The sequence below is a fragment of the Colwellia ponticola genome, assembly GCF_005885605.1.
GTDB classification, from domain to species: Bacteria; Pseudomonadota; Gammaproteobacteria; order Enterobacterales; family Alteromonadaceae; genus Colwellia; species Colwellia ponticola.
Genome location: NZ_SZVP01000014.1, coordinates 43,980 through 61,452, shown reverse-complemented (window position 1 = coordinate 61,452; position 17,473 = coordinate 43,980). Strand labels below are relative to the sequence as shown.

The window sequence follows — 17,473 nt, the reverse complement described above, 5'->3', positions numbered from 1 at the left end:
TTTATAATCGAGCTTTAATAATATTATTTTACTTATTACTTTTAACTATTAGCGTAGCCTCTGATGAAATATTGCTCTGTAAATGGTCAACAACAAACTACAATAGCCCTAACCGATAGGGGTTTAGCCTATGGTGATGGTTTATTTACTACCGCTAAAATTGTCAATGGTCAGGTGATATTATTAGCTAAGCATATTGAACGCTTGGTCGTTGGTTGTCAGCGATTAAAGCTTCCTTTAGCGTTTATTCAGCATTTACATACCCAGTTAAGCCAACAATTACCCAACGTTGCTAGTACTTTTTCGTTAGCGGTATTAAAAGTTATGATAACTACGGGTAGTGGCGGCAGAGGCTATTCTAGAATAGGGCTTAATGATAATGCGATGAATATTATTATTACGGTGTCTGATTTTCCTGAGCATTACCCTGAACTCGCGCAAAAAGGTATTACCCTTGGCGATAGCGAGCAACAACTTGGCACCAGTACTATGCTGGCAGGGCTTAAGCACCTAAATAGGCTTGAGCAAGTATTATTAAGAGCGGAACTTGATGAGCGTATCGAAGATGATCTCGTGGTGACGAATAACCAAGGTTATGTAGTCGAGGCGACGAGTGCTAATGTGTTTTATTGGTTAGATGATCAACTGTCTACCCCTGATCTATCAATGTCAGGCGTTAATGGTATTATTCGACAAACTATTATCGCGCAAAATCCAAAGATAAAAATATGTCAAAGTAAGCTAAGTGACTTAAAAGAAGTTCAAGGTATGTTTATCTGTAATGCGTTAATGGGTATTATACCGGTCAAAACATATAATAATCGTCACCTTGCTGTTGAAGCTGTGCAACAAATTCAGCAGCGAATGCAAGGTATGATCTAAATTAGCTCATTGAGTTAAACAATCGAAGTAAAGCAAGCTGCCATTTATTAGCCTTAAGGGAAATTTGTGCTCAAAAAATTTATTATTATTATATTATTATTATCGCTCGGCTGTGTTAGTGCTGTCGTTTATCAATTTGATCAAGCGTTAAAAGCGCCACTAGTGATTGAAAAAAATAACTTTATAACAATAAAACCAGGTAGCTCTATTAGCTCCTTTGCTAAACAATTAGTACAAATGCAATGGATACCAACGTATTTTTGGCTAAGAAATTACGGGCGATTATTACCTGAAAAAGCTAATATTAAAGCGGGTACGTACCAAATCACAAAAGGGACTACGTTAGCGCAATTATTAACTCAGCTTGTTGAAGGTAAAGAGCACCAGTTTTCTATTACCTTTATTGAAGGAACACGCTTTGAAGATGCTTTAGCGATAGTCGCTGAGCATCCTTATATTAAGCACAGTATTGCTGATGTAGGGGTCAGTGAGGTGGCAGCTCGTCTAGGTATTCATTATGAAAACCCAGAAGGGTGGTTATTTCCTGATACCTACGCTTTTACTGCCAATACGCAAGATATTACACTGTTGAAGCGCGCTTATGCCAATATGCAAAGTACATTAACGGACTTATGGCAAAATAGAGCCGAAAATTTGCCTTATAAAACACCTTATCAAGCGTTAATTATGGCCTCGATTATTGAAAAAGAAACCAGTTATATTGCTGAGCAACCTCTTATCTCTTCAGTATTTGTTAACCGTTTACGTAAAAGAATGCGTTTACAAACCGATCCAACAGTGATTTATGGCTTAGGTAAACGTTATCAAGGTGATATTACCCGTGCACATTTACGTGAAAAAACAGCTTACAATACTTATAGAATTAATGGTCTACCGCCAACACCTATTGCCTTAACCGGTTTATCTGCGCTCGAAGCAACGCTAAAACCAGCGACGAGTGATTACTATTATTTTGTCAGTGGTGGTGATGGCAAACATGTATTTAGTAAAACGCTAGCTGAGCATAATCTGGCGGTAAAACGTTATTTAGCAAAGCAAAGACAAAAATAGCAAGCATATATAACCAATACAATTGATTATATAGCACGAAATCACTGATAAAAGGTCAAATATTAACTATGTCTACAGGTAAGTTTATCGTCATTGAGGGTATGGAAGGCGCAGGAAAGTCTTCAGCCATCACTGTCATTGAAAATATTTTAATTGAGCAAGGTATCGATTATGTTAATACCAGAGAGCCTGGCGGTACGCCTTTAGCTGAAGCGTTACGTGATATGGTCAAATCAGTAGACCATCAAGAAAAACTCACCGTCGAAACAGAGTTATTATTGATGTATGCGAGTCGTAGCCAGTTATTGGCCAATAAAATATTACCCACTTTAGCTGCTGGAAAATGGGTAATAGGCGATCGCCATGATTTAAGCTCGCGTGCCTATCAAGGTGGTGGTCGAGGTTTTGACGAAGCAACCATGAATACGATTAGAGAAATTACCTTAAAAGGTTTTTGTCCTGATATCACCATTTATTTAGATATAGACCCGCATATTGGCTTATCACGTGCGCAAGCTCGTGGTGATTTAGATCGTATAGAGTTAGAGAAAATGGATTTTTTTATGCGTGTCCATGATAAATATCGAGAATTAGCAGCACAAGATACCACTATTATTACCGTTGATGCCGCGCAGCCTATGTTAAAAGTACATCAGGATATAGCGACGACTGTCAGTGAATTTATCGCTAAAGCAACCGTGGATTAGAAAGCAAATATGTTACCCATTTGCCGTGAAAAACAACGACAATTAAGTCGACAGTTTCAACAAAAAAGCTTAGCTCATGCCATTATTATCCAAGGTATTGAAGGCTCTGGTAAAGGTGTTTTAGCACAGTGGTTAATTGCCTTGTTAATTTGTCAACAGCCCTTAGCAAGTCAAGATTCGTCTGAATCGGAGACTATTAATCATGCCTGCGGACAATGCAAAGCCTGTTTATTAAGAAAAAGTAATAATTATCCCGATCACCTATTATTGGACAGCGACAATAAAACCTTAGGGGTTGACGACATTCGCCGTGGTAATGCCTTTTTAGAAAAAACGGCTCATTTAGGTAAAGTCAAAACGATATATATTCCACAAGCACAACGAATGACAGTAGCGGCCGCTAACGCTTTATTAAAAACGTTAGAAGAGCCAAGCCCTAATAGCTATATTGTGCTCACAACCGAGGATATTGAAAGCTTATTACCCACCATTATCAGTCGCTGCGCTGTTTACATTATTAGACCTAAGATCGGTGCCGCTTTGTTAGCGCAACTTAGCTCATCAAATGCTTCGTTAACCTCTATGGATAATGACGTGCGATCACCAGATAACGCAATGATAACGGAAACGCTTAACGAACATGCTTTTGTTAATTTATCGCACTTAGCAGAGTTAACGGACGAGGATGTTTTTCAGCAATGTAAAGTGTTTACCCAGCACGTTATTAATTATATTTATAACGGTCAAAATGAAGGTGAGTTACTTAGCCAACTTGTTGATAATAAACATGGCTTGCGTTGGTTAGAAAAAATAACGGCTAACCTGATGAGACAGCATTACCTCGCTAACCAAGAACAGCAAGCGGCACTAAACGCTCAGCGTAAAATACCGGCAGCAGTGCTTAACCAACTGTATCAAGCTATCATCAGTAGTAATAAACTGATAAAATCGTATAGTCAAACGAATAGACAATTAGCTGTTGAGCAGCTACTGATGACGATAGATTGCATCGTTAGACCATAACGATAAATAAATCGTTAGACTATCAAAATAGGGGGCGCATCTTGGTACCATTAACGGTAGAGTTTCATTCAGAGCGTGATTTATATCTTGCTTTTATGCCCTTTCTTAACAAAGGCGGTGTTTTTGTTCGAACGCCACGCCAATATGAACTCGGTGACAATGTTGAGTTAAAAATATTATTACCTGATGCGTTAGAGGAATCGATTGTTCATGGTCAGGTGTGTTGGTTAACCCCTATTGGCGCACAAAATGGTACACCGCCAGGTGTGGGTATTAACTTTGTTAAAGACCCCGATAAAGTACGCTATCAAATTGAACAAATTATTGCTCGACAATTAAACTCTTCAGAGCCAACATTGACCATGTAAAGTGCTTTGTTTAGATGTGGTAAGCATTTGTGCTTTATATTTATGCGCGCCATTTCTTATCACTTATTCACATTCTTTTTAATCAATCAACTAGTTAAGTACAGGAGCTCCTCGTTGTTTATAGATTCTCATTGCCATTTAGACCGCCTTAACTTATCGCTTTATGATAATAGCCTCGATAATGTTATTGATGCCGCCCAAGCGGCAAAAGTAGATAAACTGCTTTGTGTTAGCGTCACTTTAGCCGACTTTCCTGCCATGGCAGAAAAAACGACCCATTATGATAATGTGTTTTTAACTTGTGGCGCTCATCCACTAAACCAAGACGATGAAATTATTCCTGAGCAATTATTAACGTTAAGTCGCCATGAGCGTGTTATTGCTATTGGTGAAACTGGACTTGATTATCATTACGCACCTGAAACTAAAGCACTGCAACTGGACTCCTTTAAAAAGCATATTCAGGTTGCTAAACAATTAAATAAACCACTTATTATTCATACTCGCGCCGCACAAGAAGATACCTTATCGTTATTGCGTAGTGAAGGGGCAGATCAAGTTGGCGGTATTCTGCATTGTTTTACTGAAAGTTGGGAGATGGCAGAGCAGGCAATAGCGTTAGGCTTTTATATTTCTTTTTCAGGTATTGTTACTTTTAAAAATGCCCATGAGTTAAGAGAAGTAGCAGCACTAGTGCCAGATGATAAATTTTTGATTGAAACCGATGCACCTTACCTTGCACCTGTGCCGCATCGCGGTAAAGAGAATCAACCGGCTTATGTGGTCGAAGTTGCTAAGCATTTAGCCAGCATTCGTGGTCAGTCAGTTGAAGAAATTGCGAAACTTTCAACGGATAACTTTAATCGATTATTTAAACTTTAAATATTGATGGCAATAAAGCCCAACCCTGAGTTTGGGCTTTATTATTAGCTAAAGCGCTGAGCTATTTGCTCATTATGCCGGTTTAGGAATTAATGCTAAACTTTCCTCGGCAAAACCAACCCCAGCTTCAGTATAGAAGTTAAATACTTTATCAATACCAAATTCTTCAAGTTGCACTCGTTCATCGTCAAAGCGAGCAACAGCGGCAATTCTTCCTTTATAATTAGCGGCATTTAATTGCGTGGTAATAGAAATAGCATCTTGAACTGAAGGTAGTGTAAGTAGTACCAATTCCAGTTTAGAAAGATCTAAGCTTTCCCAAAAATGTATGTCTTCGGCATCGCCATAGTAGGCATCTATGCCTTGCTCAGCCAGCGAGGTGATTTTTTCTTTATCGGCATCTAAGCCCCAAGCCAAGTCACCGCTATGACTATTGATAGCACGATAAGCACCCATACCAACGCGACCCATACCAATAATAACAATCGGTCGCTGTTCAGGTTGCGCGAAAATATCTTCTTCGAGTTTTTCTTGTCGTTCAAAGCGAGATAAAAAATCCCTATGTTTGGCGAACAAGGTATGGGCAAAACGATAAATAATATTGGTAAATATAAAAGATACTGCCATGGTTAATGCCAAAATCACTAACCAATCATTACTTAACCAACCCGCGGCAACACATAGCGCACCGACAATTAACCCAAATTCACTAAAGTTACTTAATGATAAAGCACTAAGAAAGGCACTACGACAACGTACTTTTAGTAAGGTAAAAATACCATAGAACATGGCAAACTTAACAGGAATTAACAATACTAACAATGTGGCTAAACCGAGCATCTCAAAGGTGGGTATCGCAGTAAAACCAATAGAGAGGAAAAAGCCAATTAAGAAAATATCTTTAAAGCTCATTAACGCTTTATTAATTTCAGTCGCTTTAGTGTGAGAAGCGAGGAGCATACCGACAAGTAGCGCACCTAAATCACCTTTAATATTGACTAACTCAAATAACTCATAGCTACCCAATGCCAAGAAAAAGCCAATTAAAGGGATTAATTCACCGTGACCAACATGATTAATCAATTTATTAATCAGTGGCTTTATTAGGAATAAACCAAGTAGGGCAAATGCCCAAACTGAAGGGACTTTACCGGTTGCCGCGACTAAAAAAGCAACGGCAATAATATCTTGAATAACCAGAATGCTTACCGCTAATTTACCATGGCGAGTACGCATTTCACCATTTTCTTCAAGTAACTTTATCACGCAAACCGTACTACTAAAACTTAACGCAAAAGCGATTAAGGTTGCGGTCATTAAGTCTAAATCACTGAAATAGTTTACCGACATCAGCGCGAGTATCTTAACAAAGGTTATCGTGACAATAATCCACAGTAGGGTATGCAAAGAGCAGCCTAGCCAAACTTCTGTTTTAAATAGGTTAGTTATATTTAGCTTTAAGCCGATGGTAAATAACATGATGGTAATACCCAGATTACTTAATAAGCTTAAGCTTGCATCTGCTTGATAACCAGCAATATTAAGAATAAACCCTGCGGCTAGAAACCCAATGGATGGTGGAAGTGATATTTTTTTTGCAGCTAAACCACAGGTAAAAGCGAAAAGTATCCAGATAAAGTCCATAGTATTACTCTAATTTACGTTGATTTATTAAATAGATAGGAGTATTGCTGTCGCAATAAAGTGATGAAGATAGCGCTCATTTTGATAGTGATAACGGTGAACAGTTACTTAGTATAATGGTAAATATAACCGTAGTAGAACGTATTTTATTCCAATATGTTATAACAATATTACCCATGTTATCCTAACTTTATCTCAATGTTATCCTAACTTTATCTCCATGTTATACCGATAACCCCCTCACAGTAAACTAACGGTATCAGAAAAAAGTTCACATTAAAAACAATCTCTTATACTAATTAAGTAAATAATGCAGTGGTAATGATTAGATAAAATGGTATTGAATAATCTATTTGGTCAGAAATAGCACAAAATAGGTAAACTTTTTGTGCTCAATCACGTATAACACGATAGGTAAGTTAATTATCTATCGTGTGTTTTCAGTATAAATAAGCCATTACTCTTGTAACCATTTATCAATTTCTTTTGCCATAAAATCACGAATCATTGGCTGTGCTTTGGCATTAGGGTGTAAGTTATCATCGAACATGAGGGAGGGAACAATGGCAATGTCAGCCATAAAAAATGGCATAAGATAAGCGCCAGTTTTTTTGGCAACCTTGTGATAACTATCGGTAAACATTTTACTATACCGTGGGCCCAAGTTGGGTGGTATGCTAATTTCCATTAAAGCAACCTTTGCACCGTACTGCTGGCTTATAGTCACTAGTTGGCTTAAATGTTTTTGTAGTAACTTAACAGGAAAGCCTCTAATACCATCATTACCACCAAGCTCAATTAATACGTGGCTTGGCTGATGTGCTGCTAACCAAGCATCAATTTTTAATAATGCGTTATCAGTAGTTTGACCATTAATAGCGGTATTAACCAACGTAATGGCTTTGTTAGTGTCACGGTATTTATTTTGCAATAGTACTACCCATGTTTGTGCTTGCTCCAGGCCATAGCCAGCACTTAAACTATCACCAATAAGTAATACTTTATCTTGTGCATTACTGGTAAATGATAAATTTGCCAATGTGAAGATAATAATAATTTTTAGGAAAAAACGTGTCATGTCAGTACTTTCTCAGTTAAATGTTATTCAAGTATCAGGGCTTACTAAGCGGGTTAGTACCCTTGAAGGAGGCCTCACTATCCTTAGCGATATTAACTTCTCTGTCAAGTCAGGCGAATCGGTAGCGATTGTTGGCGCATCAGGCTCAGGTAAATCAACGTTATTAAGTTTATTAGCTGGATTAGATGTTGCGAGTGAAGGTGATGTCCACCTTGATGGTGAAGCGTTAAGTACACTGGATGAAGAAGCGCGTGCGCGAGTAAGAGCAGAAAAAATTGGTTTTGTTTTTCAATCTTTTATGTTGGTACAGAGTTTAACCGCGCTTGAAAATGTGATGTTACCAGCAGAGCTTGCTGGCGCGAGTGATGCTAGAGCACAAGCCATTGCCTTACTAGAAAAAGTAGGGCTTTCACATCGACTTGAGCACTATCCTTCTCAATTATCAGGCGGAGAGCAACAACGCGTAGCGATTGCACGTGCTTTTATTGGCTCACCTAAAATATTGTTTGCTGATGAGCCATCGGCAAACCTTGATAGTAAAAATGGTCAGTTAATTGAAACCTTATTGTTTGATTTAAATAAACTCAATGGTACAACGTTAGTCTTAGTCACACACGATGAACAGTTAGCACAACAGTGCCAGCGTATTATTCATATTGAAGGTGGTCAGCTTGAAAAAATCAGCGAAGGGAGGGTAACTCATGTGGGTTAAACTCGCTTTTAAACTCTTCTCTCGAGAGTTTCGCCGTGGTGAATTAACGATTATTTTTGCAGCAATAGCATTGGCCGTGCTTACCGTTTTTAGCTTATCGTCAATTACTGAAAGAATTGGTTTAAATATTGCCCAAAAAAGTAGTGACTTTATTGCAGCGGATCGTCGTTTATCGAGTAATCACGCTTTTGAACCGAGCTTATTAACTCAAGCACAAGGCTTTGGTCTTAAAACGGCAACGATGCTTTATTTTGACTCTATGTTATTTGCCAATGATGAACTGGTGTTAGGTGCTGTTAAAGCAACCACTGAGGATTATCCGCTGCGCGGAAAAATAGCAATCAAAGATAGCTTAAGCAGTCAAAGTTATGAGGTTGATAGTGGGCCTAAAGCAGGCGAGGCCTGGCTCAGTGAAGGACTTTTTTATACCCTTAATGTCAATATCGGCGATAACGTTGAATTGGGTGCAGGGGTTTTTAAGGTGAGTAAAGTCTTAGTCAAAGAGCCTGATGCACCATTTTTTTCATTATCGGGTAATAAACGTGTGTTAATAAGCTATGCTGACATTGCTAAAACCCAAGCAGTTCAACAAGGTAGTCGGGTATTTCATCGTTTACTTTTTGCTGGTAATGAACAACAACTTAACGATTATTACACTTGGCTTAAGCCGCAATTAAAAAGTAATCAAACTTGGCAAGGCATTAAAGATAAACAATCGCCTTTGGGTAATAATTTAGATCGCGCAGAGCGTTTTTTATTACTTGCCGGTTTATTTGGCATTATGCTCGCTGCGGTCGCCATGGCAGTATCGGCAAAGCGTTATTGTGAACGCCAATACGATCCCGTTGCCATGATGAAAACGTTAGGTGGAAGTCGTCAAATTATCCGTAATATTTTTCTTCTACACTTAACGTTAGTGACGGTGTTTTCTATTGTTGCTGGCTTATTAATAGGTTTTATTCTACAAACCATTGGCGCAGATTATTTAGCGACGTTTATGGGAACAGACTTACCGCAAGCCGGCATACGACCTTGGTTATTGTCGAGCTTTATTGGCCTTATTTGCGCCATGATGTTCTCCCTTAAACCGTTACTTGATCTCTTTGATATTCCGCCACTGCGTGTTTTACGTCGCCATTTGGGCGATACCTTAGCGATAAGTCGGCTTCATCTTGCTTTATCATTTATGACTATTTTTGTTTTAATGTGGCTTTTTAGTGGCGAGCTTATGACCACGTTAATTTTATTTGTCTCAACACTGGTAGTTATTGTTATTCTATTTGTTGTTTCTCGATTATTATTTGCTGCGGGTCGCCGTTTAGGTCTTAGACCCGGCACTAGTTGGTCTTTAGCCATCGCAACATTACAAAAACGAGCTAACGCTAATGCTATCCAACTGATCAGTTTCGCTTTAGCTATTAAGCTGATGCTATTTTTAGTGGTGTTAAAAAATGATATTATTAGCGATTGGCAAATGCAAGTACCACCCGGTGCGCCTAATATGTTTATCATTAATATTGCAGAGCAAGACGTTGCGCCTATTGAGCAATTCTTTAACGATAATAATATTCCCCATGAAGCTTTTTATCCGGTTTTTAATGGCCGGGTTGATGCGGTTAATGGTGAAGCATTTGCGCGCAGAGTATCAAAGCAAGAGGGCGAAAAAAGAGATGAAAACGCGCGAGCAGGTGTTAATAGAGAGCCTAATTTAACCTGGTTAACCACCTTACCTGAAGGTAATAAAATAACCCAAGGGCAATGGTTCTCTGACGGTGTTATGACTAGTGATATTATTGAAGTGTCTGTCTTTGATGGCTGGCAAAAGGCCCTTGACCTTAAGCTCGGTGATACTATTACCTTATTAGTTAATGAGCAGCCAATAAACGCTAAAGTGACTAGCTTTAGAAAGGTAGATTGGGGCTCACTTAAACCTAATTTTGTTATGATTTTAAGCCCTAATATGGCAGGTAAAGTACCCGTTACTTACTTTAGTGCCGCGCAACTACAAGACAAAGATACTAAAGATATTAGCCAGCTCTTACAGCGTTACCCAACTATCAGTATGATCGATATCAAATCTCGTATTGAACAAGCTCAAGCAATTATTGCACAAGTGTCTTTAGCCATTGGTTTTGTGTTGTCGATTGTTTTGGTTAGCGGCGCCTTAGTACTTATTTCTCAGGTACAAGCAAGTTTGGCTGAACGCATGCAGGAAGTCGTTATTTTACGTACTCTAGGCGCTAAAGGGCGTTTAATTAAGTTGGCAACCTTGTATGAATTTATATTATTGGGCGCTATTGCAGGGCTAGTTGCTGCCATTGTTAGTGATGTTGCTTTACTTGTTATTCAACAGCAACTCTTTAATATTGATGGTCGACTGCATTTTTATATTTGGCTGTTAGGACCATTGAGTGGCGCGGTGTTTGTTGCCAGTATTGGTTATTTTATGGTAGCAAGAACCATGAGGCAAAATACTCAACACTTATTAAGAAAACTTGCCTAGCTAAGTTGACGTAATACCATTGTGCACCCTTAAATAAATTTTGTGTCGTTATGATGGTGTCAATATGTTCCCAAAGGGGCAGTAACTAATAAAAGGTAAAGGTCTATACGCATTGGCATAAACGCTACACACAGAACAATGAGAGTTTCAATGGGGAAAACCCCAAGAGCAGGTAAAATAATGGCAAAAAAGCATGATAAACTCTTGGCTTGTAATGCAAAGCCAACGCAAGTAGTTTTGAATCACATATGAATAACTATCCACAGGTGTGCTGGGTAACGTATTAAAATCTAAGGAACAACAACCAATATGAACCCTTCTAAGCAGGCAACGCCTTACCTAGTCGCAGCGGCATCAATTATTATCATTATTGCGGGTTTAAAGGTAGCTGCACCTCTGTTAGTGCAGCTGCTAATGGCATTTTTTATTGCCATTATATGTATGCCTTCAATTCGTTGGATGGAAGATCGTAAAGTTCCACGTTCACTGGCTATTGTCATTGTACTCGCGGTCATTTTAGCATTCGTTTATGCTGTTGTTGCCTTAGTAGGTGACTCAATCAACGCTTTTAATGCCAACAAAGAGCTTTACATGGAACAGCTAAGTTCTCGTGTTAGGGCTATATCACAGTGGCTTACTTCACATGGTATGGCAATGGAAAATGTCAACATGACAGCCGCTTTTGAAAAAGCTGACATAATGTCATTAGTGACAATGGTGTTAGGTGGTGTCGGGAATATATTCAGTGATTTCTTTTTGATTTTTCTGTGTGTTATTTTTATTTTAGCAGAAACCACCAGTTTCCCTGCCAAGTTTTCTAGAGCATTTTCTAATGCTCAAGATAAAATGGTACATGTAAATAACATTTTAAGTAAAATTCGCCATTATTTGGCAATTAAAGCGGCAACAAGTCTTTTAACAGGTATTTTAGCAGCACTAGCATTGTTGTTTATAGGTGTGGATTACCCCTTTTTGTGGGGAATGTTAGCCTTCCTTTTAAATTTTATTCCAAATTTAGGTTCGCTTCTTGCGGCGATACCTCCCGTTATTCTAGCGTTAATTCAATTAGGTCCTATAGGCGTTATGTGGACAGGAATAAGTTTCTTTGCCATAAACAACCTTGTTGGAAACTACTTAGAGCCTAAGTTAATGGGGAAAATGTTAGGCTTATCAGCCTTTGTTGTTTTTCTGTCGTTAATCTTGTGGGGATATATATTTGGCATTGTTGGAATGTTCCTGTCAATTCCGCTTACCATGATGATAAAAATTGCATTAGATACTCATGAAAAAACGCGTTGGTTAGGCATTTTACTGGGTCCAGAAGAGGAGGCTGAAATAAAGGTTCTGCCAGACAATGGCAATGAAAATCAAAACCAACCCGAACTCTAAATTAGCTACCTTTCAGAGAGGTATATGTTTTTCAAGCTATGCTTTCATTTGATAAATGGCGGGCTCAGTACGGCGCCATGGATGACTCATCGATGGTAAGAATGAGGCGCTAGAAGATGAAATTGTCTTTTAAAACAGATGTGTACTAAAGAACGATTAAACGTCATGGTATCAGTATCAACCTTACTGTCCATTGTCGAGTAGTGATAATGAACTTCTTACTGAGTTATCGCCTGAGACAATAAATATTTGTCGCTTTAACTCAGTAAGGCTTAAACCTACTTAACAGTACACTATGGTTATTCATTGCCTGTTATTGCCTCTGCTGTACTCAGCATGGCTATTCTACTTTTACTGAGTAAAACGTAACAGGTTTTATAGGCCAAATCTGCTCCAGTATTCGGTAATATAGCTAAATATTGCCACCGACAATCATTTTCTCTATAAGTAATAAAACTACTTTGTGAGCGCTTAAATATTTTTAATGCGGCATTAGGGCCATGAATAAGCGCTTTTTCTTCTAAATTAAAACTATGTAAATTTATCCAAGTTTGCAATTCTCTATCAACAAAAGCGATAACACTATCTAAACAGCGAGACATGGCTGCTGAAGATGATTGTTCAGGCACTTGTGTTTGGCATTCCTCAATAGTTTTTGCCGCCTGCACAGGCAACGTTATGAGTAAAGAGCAAAGTAGAGCAAAAGAAAATAGTTTTTTATTACGGATCATACGACAATTTATACTCTGATAATGGCAGTACACATACTAACTATGCAGGTAATACTTTTTTATAAGGTTTTACCGTTACTTTTTTGTAAACGCCGGCTGCAATATAAGGGTCTTGATCTGCCCAATGTTGTGCCGCTGTTAAGCTATCAAATTCAGCGATAATTAATGAGCCAGTAAAGCCTGCCTCACCGGGATCCTCACTATCAATGGCCGGGCAAGGACCTGCTACTAATAACTTGTCTTGCGCTTGTAAGTCTTTTAATCGCGCAAGGTGTTTATCACGAACACTAAGGCGTAAGCTCAGCGAATTGTCAATATCTTCGCTGTATATCATATAAAACATGGTGGGTATTCCTTAAAAAATGTGATTGGCAGACTTGATAATAAAAAGCTATCAAGCACTATTTTATTGTATTTATTACGCATTTAGCGTGCTATTTTCAAGCGGCTAACAAATAAACCTTTTAGTTCACCGCTATTATTAATCTTTATCAACGAACAGGCGTTAGGTAATTGTACTTTTATAACGGACAAGGTACTTTAGCGTCAAGTTTAATTGATATAATGTTTTATTTACCACGACAACCGTTAACACACCACTATTTTACTGATGTTCCTATTAGCTGCTTAGGATCTAATAGTGTTGTCAGCTCTGTTTCGCTAATATTAGTTAACTCCATAGCAACAGCCAACACAGTCCTATTTTCTGCATAAGCCTTTTTAGCAATCTGGGCACTTTTATCGTAACCAATTAACTTAGTTAATGCGGTTACTAGCATAGGATTTTTGGCTAAATTATCCTTAATCTTGGCATGGTTTATTAGCATATCGTTAATGACTTTATCGGCCAATGCGGTACTGCTTGAACTTAATAGCTCAATACTTTGCACTAAGGTATGGGCAATTAAAGGTAGCATAGTGTTCAATTGAAAACTGCCAGACTGTCCGGCCAAGGTAATGGTGGTGTCATTACCTATTACTTGCGTACAAGCCATTAACACGGCTTCAGGGATCACCGGGTTGACCTTACCAGGCATAATACTACTACCTTTTTGCAACTCAGGCAGTTGTATTTCATTTAAGCCATTTAAAGGACCACTACTTAACCAACGAATATCATTACTGATTTTAGTTAAACTGACCGCGATAGTTTTGAGTGTACCACTAACATCTACTGCGGTGTCTTGAGCACTAATCGCTCTAAAATAATTATCAGCGGGCGTAAAAACTAAGCCAGTGCGCTGCGTTAAGACGCGCGTTACAGTAGCGGCAAAGTCGGTGTGTGTATTAATACCAGTACCAATGGCGGTACCACCTATCGCTAATTTATATAAACTCGCTAAGCTATTGTTAAGTTGGCTATAGGCATAATCAACTTGCGCGCGCCAACCACTGATTTCTTGAGCAAAGCTCAACGGCATAGCATCCATTAAATGGGTGCGACCGGTTTTAATCGTGTCATGATGTTCACTCGCCTTTTTAGTTAAGGCATCACTTAAGTGCTTTAGCGAAGGTAGTAATTGTGCCGAGATAAGCTTAGCGGCACTTAAATGAATACATGAAGGGATAACGTCGTTAGAGCTTTGCCCCATATTTACATCATCATTGGGGTGAAGGTTAATGGTATTGTTACTGTTTATCTTAACTAACGCGGTGATCACTTCGTTAGCATTCATATTAGTACTAGTGCCAGATCCCGTTTGAAAGACATCAACGGGAAATTGATTATCGTGTAAGCCGTCAGCAATTTCTTTAGCAGCCAACTGAATAGCGACAGACTTATCCGCATGAAGCAAACCTAACTCTTGATTGGCTTGCGCACAAGCGCTTTTTACTGTGGCTAATGCCCAAAGAAAAGCGCGCGGCATTTTGAGATCGCTAAGGGTAAAGTTAGTGAGTGCTTTACTTGTTTCGCTACCGTATAAAATCGTGGTAGTGGTTTTACTCTTTGATGTAGCGTTCTCGACAGTTTGTGACTTGTTTGCTTTTCTTAACTGAGGCATGTCGTACTCCTTATCGGTGTAAAAATCATTTAATACCAGTTTCATTAATTAAGCAGGCTATTTTAACTTGTAGCAACGTTCTCATTATTAATCAGTTTACTAAGTACAAAGTAACACACACAGTACTCATTAACTTAAAATGCCCCATCTTTTGTTCAAGCGCTTTATTTTTATTCTATTTTTCGTTGTGCTATGTTAAGTGATGCTTTGATTATCAAGCACCACCTATAAAGATTCTACTCTAACGAAAGGAAACTGAATATGTCTAAGAATAACACAACCACCCGTGGAAAATGTCCTGTGATGCACGGCGGTGCAACACAGAGTTCAATGACAAGTATGCAATGGTGGCCCAAAGCACTTAATCTCGATATTCTTCACCAACATGACAGTAAAACTAATCCGATGGGCGCGAATTTTAATTATCGTGAAACTGTTAAAAACCTAGATATAGCTGAACTTAACAAAGATTTGCAGGCACTGATGACTGACAGTCAAGATTGGTGGCCTGCGGATTGGGGGCATTATGGCGGCTTGATGATTCGTATGTCTTGGCATGCAGCTGGCACTTATCGTATTGCCGATGGTCGAGGCGGCGCCGCGACTGGCAATCAGCGTTTTACGCCAATAAACTCTTGGCCTGATAACGCCAACTTAGATAAAGCACGGCGTTTACTTTGGCCTATTAAAAAGAAATACGGAAATAAACTTAGCTGGGCAGATTTAATTGTTTATGCAGGCACAGTTGCCTATCAATCGATGGGCTTAAAAACTTTTGGTTTTGGTTTTGGCCGTGAAGATATCTGGCACCCAGAAAAAGACACCTATTGGGGAGCTGAAAAAGAATGGTTAGCTCCAAGTGATAGTGAAAACAGTCGTTATTCGGGCGAACGAAAGTTAGACAACCCATTGGCTGCGGTAATGATGGGGTTGATTTACGTTAACCCTGAAGGCGTTGATGGTAAGCCAGACCCACTGAAAACCGCTCATGATATTCGTGTCACCTTTGAACGCATGGCAATGAATGATGAAGAAACAGCAGCGTTAACCGCAGGGGGGCATACGGTAGGGAAATGTCACGGTAATGGTGATGCTTCACTTCTAGGTAAAGAGCCTGCCGCAGCTGATATAGCAGAGCAGGGTACGGGCTGGAATAATAAATCAAAACGTGGTGTTGGTCGTGATACCGTAACTAGTGGTATTGAAGGCGCGTGGACCACGCATCCTACGCAGTGGGATAATGGTTATTTTTCTATGCTACTTAAGCACGAATGGGAGCTAAAAAAGAGCCCAGCAGGTGCTTGGCAGTGGCAACCTGTTAACATTAAAGAACAAGACAAACCGATTGACGTTGAAGACCCTTCTAAACGCACTATGCCGATTATGACCGATGCCGATATGGCGATGAAAATGGATCCCGACTATCGCAAAATTATTGAACGATTCGCTAACGATGCGGACTATTTCTCTGAGGTATTTGCCCGTGCTTGGTTTAAATTAACTCATCGTGATATGGGACCTAAAGTACGCTATATCGGCACTCAAGTACCCCAAGAAACACTTATTTGGCAAGACCCAGTACCTCAAGGTAGCAGCGATTATACTATTGAATCGGTAAAAGAAAAAATAACAGCGAGCGGTTTGAGCATTAGTGACATGGTTACCACCGCTTGGGATAGCGCGAGAACTTACCGCGACTCGGACAAACGCGGCGGTGCTAACGGAGCACGTATTCGTCTTGCGCCGCAAAAAGATTGGCAAGGTAATGAGCCTGTGCGTTTGGCAAAAGTGTTAACTACACTTGGAGCTATAGCAAAAGAGACTGGCGTTAGTATCGCTGATGTTATTGTCTTAGCGGGTAATGTCGGCATTGAGCAATCGGCAAAGGCTGCTGGTGTTGAAATTAGCGTGCCGTTTGCTCCTGGTCGTGGTGATGCTACCGATGAAATGACCGATGTAGCCTCTTTTGATGTATTAGAGCCGCTTCATGATGCGTATCGTAATTGGCTCAAGGATGATTATAGTGTCAGCGCTGAAGAGTTAATGCTCGATCGCACACAATTAATGGGTTTAACCGCCCATGAAATGACGGTACTCATTGGCGGTATGCGTATGCTAGGTACTAATTACGGTGGTACTAAGCATGGCGTTTTTACCGACCATGAAGGCGTGTTGTCGAACGACTACTTCGTCAACTTAACGGATATGAACTACACTTGGCAAGCGGTAGATGATAATTTATATGAAATTCGTGAACGCAAATCAAATAACGTTAAATGGACAGCAACGCGGGTTGATCTTATCTTTGGTTCGAACTCGATTCTTCGTAGCTATAGTGAAGTGTATGCGCAGGATGATAATAAAGAAAAGTTCATTCATGATTTTGTTGCCGCATGGACGAAAGTGATGAATGCTGATCGTTTTGACTTAGCTTAAGTATTTAGCCTAATTATTAAGCTAAGTAGTTAACTAAATATTAA

15 protein-coding genes are annotated in these 17,473 nt (G+C 39.3%); 10 read left to right on the top strand and 5 right to left on the bottom strand.

The genetic code is table 11. The features are described from left to right. Positions 1-63 precede the first annotated feature (63 nt). The 6 genes from pabC to FCS21_RS13015 all read left to right on the top strand — a co-directional run bounded on the left by pabC (position 64) and on the right by FCS21_RS13015 (position 4,933). Entirely contained in the window at positions 64-882 is an 819-nt protein-coding gene (pabC, locus tag FCS21_RS13040) for an aminodeoxychorismate lyase (RefSeq protein ID WP_138623987.1), read from the top strand. Between the two features lie 66 nt (positions 883-948). Further along, positions 949-1,953, top strand: coding sequence for an endolytic transglycosylase MltG (gene mltG / locus FCS21_RS13035; protein ID WP_138623986.1), 1,005 nt, complete (start codon positions 949-951; stop codon positions 1,951-1,953). A 68-nt stretch (positions 1,954-2,021) separates the two neighbouring features. Further along, positions 2,022-2,660 carry a dTMP kinase gene (gene tmk / locus FCS21_RS13030; RefSeq protein ID WP_138623985.1) on the top strand — a complete coding sequence of 213 codons (639 nt, stop codon included), beginning with the start codon at positions 2,022-2,024 and terminating at the stop codon, positions 2,658-2,660. A 9-nt stretch (positions 2,661-2,669) separates the two neighbouring features. After that, positions 2,670-3,683, top strand: a complete 1,014-nt coding sequence (locus tag FCS21_RS13025) for a DNA polymerase III delta subunit-related protein (RefSeq protein WP_138623984.1) — start codon at positions 2,670-2,672, stop codon at positions 3,681-3,683. Between the two features lie 41 nt (positions 3,684-3,724). Continuing rightward, positions 3,725-4,051, top strand: coding sequence for a PilZ domain-containing protein (locus tag FCS21_RS13020; RefSeq protein WP_138623983.1), 327 nt, complete (start codon positions 3,725-3,727; stop codon positions 4,049-4,051). Positions 4,052-4,165: 114 nt separating this feature from the next. Then, on the top strand, positions 4,166-4,933 hold the full coding sequence (locus tag FCS21_RS13015; protein WP_138623982.1) for a TatD family hydrolase: 768 nt from the start codon (positions 4,166-4,168) through the stop codon (positions 4,931-4,933). A 72-nt stretch (positions 4,934-5,005) separates the two neighbouring features. Here FCS21_RS13015 and FCS21_RS13010 read toward each other — a convergent pair whose 3' ends face one another. Both FCS21_RS13010 and FCS21_RS13005 read right to left on the bottom strand, forming a co-directional pair. Continuing rightward, entirely contained in the window at positions 5,006-6,577 is a 1,572-nt protein-coding gene (locus FCS21_RS13010; RefSeq protein ID WP_138623981.1) for a cation:proton antiporter domain-containing protein, read from the bottom strand. A 457-nt stretch (positions 6,578-7,034) separates the two neighbouring features. Continuing rightward, entirely contained in the window at positions 7,035-7,655 is a 621-nt protein-coding gene (locus FCS21_RS13005) for an arylesterase (protein WP_138623980.1), read from the bottom strand. On the opposite strand from FCS21_RS13005, the gene FCS21_RS13000 reads away from it, so the two are divergent. The 3 genes from FCS21_RS13000 (at position 7,654) to FCS21_RS12990 (ending at position 12,259) form a co-directional block, all read left to right on the top strand. Then, positions 7,654-8,367, top strand: coding sequence for an ABC transporter ATP-binding protein (locus FCS21_RS13000; protein ID WP_138623979.1), 714 nt, complete (start codon positions 7,654-7,656; stop codon positions 8,365-8,367). The genes FCS21_RS13005 and FCS21_RS13000 overlap by 2 nt on opposite strands. Continuing rightward, complete coding sequence (locus tag FCS21_RS12995) at positions 8,357-10,870, top strand: ABC transporter permease (protein ID WP_138623978.1); 2,514 nt, start codon at positions 8,357-8,359, stop codon at positions 10,868-10,870. The genes FCS21_RS13000 and FCS21_RS12995 overlap by 11 nt, the downstream gene beginning before the upstream one ends. 309 nt (positions 10,871-11,179) lie before the next feature. Then, a complete protein-coding gene (locus FCS21_RS12990) occupies positions 11,180-12,259 on the top strand; it encodes an AI-2E family transporter (protein WP_138623977.1) in 1,080 nt (359 codons plus the stop codon). A gap of 299 nt (positions 12,260-12,558) precedes the next feature. On the opposite strand, the gene FCS21_RS12985 is transcribed toward FCS21_RS12990, so the two are convergent. The 3 genes from FCS21_RS12985 to FCS21_RS12975 all read right to left on the bottom strand — a co-directional run bounded on the left by FCS21_RS12985 (position 12,559) and on the right by FCS21_RS12975 (position 14,993). Further along, positions 12,559-12,990 (bottom strand): lysozyme inhibitor LprI family protein, encoded by a 432-nt coding sequence (locus FCS21_RS12985; protein ID WP_138623976.1) that lies wholly within the window; start codon positions 12,988-12,990, stop codon positions 12,559-12,561. A 40-nt stretch (positions 12,991-13,030) separates the two neighbouring features. After that, positions 13,031-13,333 (bottom strand): YciI family protein, encoded by a 303-nt coding sequence (locus tag FCS21_RS12980; protein WP_138623975.1) that lies wholly within the window; start codon positions 13,331-13,333, stop codon positions 13,031-13,033. Positions 13,334-13,589: 256 nt separating this feature from the next. Beyond that, positions 13,590-14,993 (bottom strand): class II fumarate hydratase, encoded by a 1,404-nt coding sequence (locus FCS21_RS12975; RefSeq protein WP_138623974.1) that lies wholly within the window; start codon positions 14,991-14,993, stop codon positions 13,590-13,592. A 261-nt stretch (positions 14,994-15,254) separates the two neighbouring features. Here FCS21_RS12975 and katG point away from each other — a divergent pair, with 261 nt between their 5' ends. Then, positions 15,255-17,429: a catalase/peroxidase HPI gene (gene katG / locus FCS21_RS12970; protein WP_138623973.1), complete on the top strand. Its 2,175-nt coding sequence runs from the start codon at positions 15,255-15,257 to the stop codon at positions 17,427-17,429. Positions 17,430-17,473: the final 44 nt, after the last annotated feature.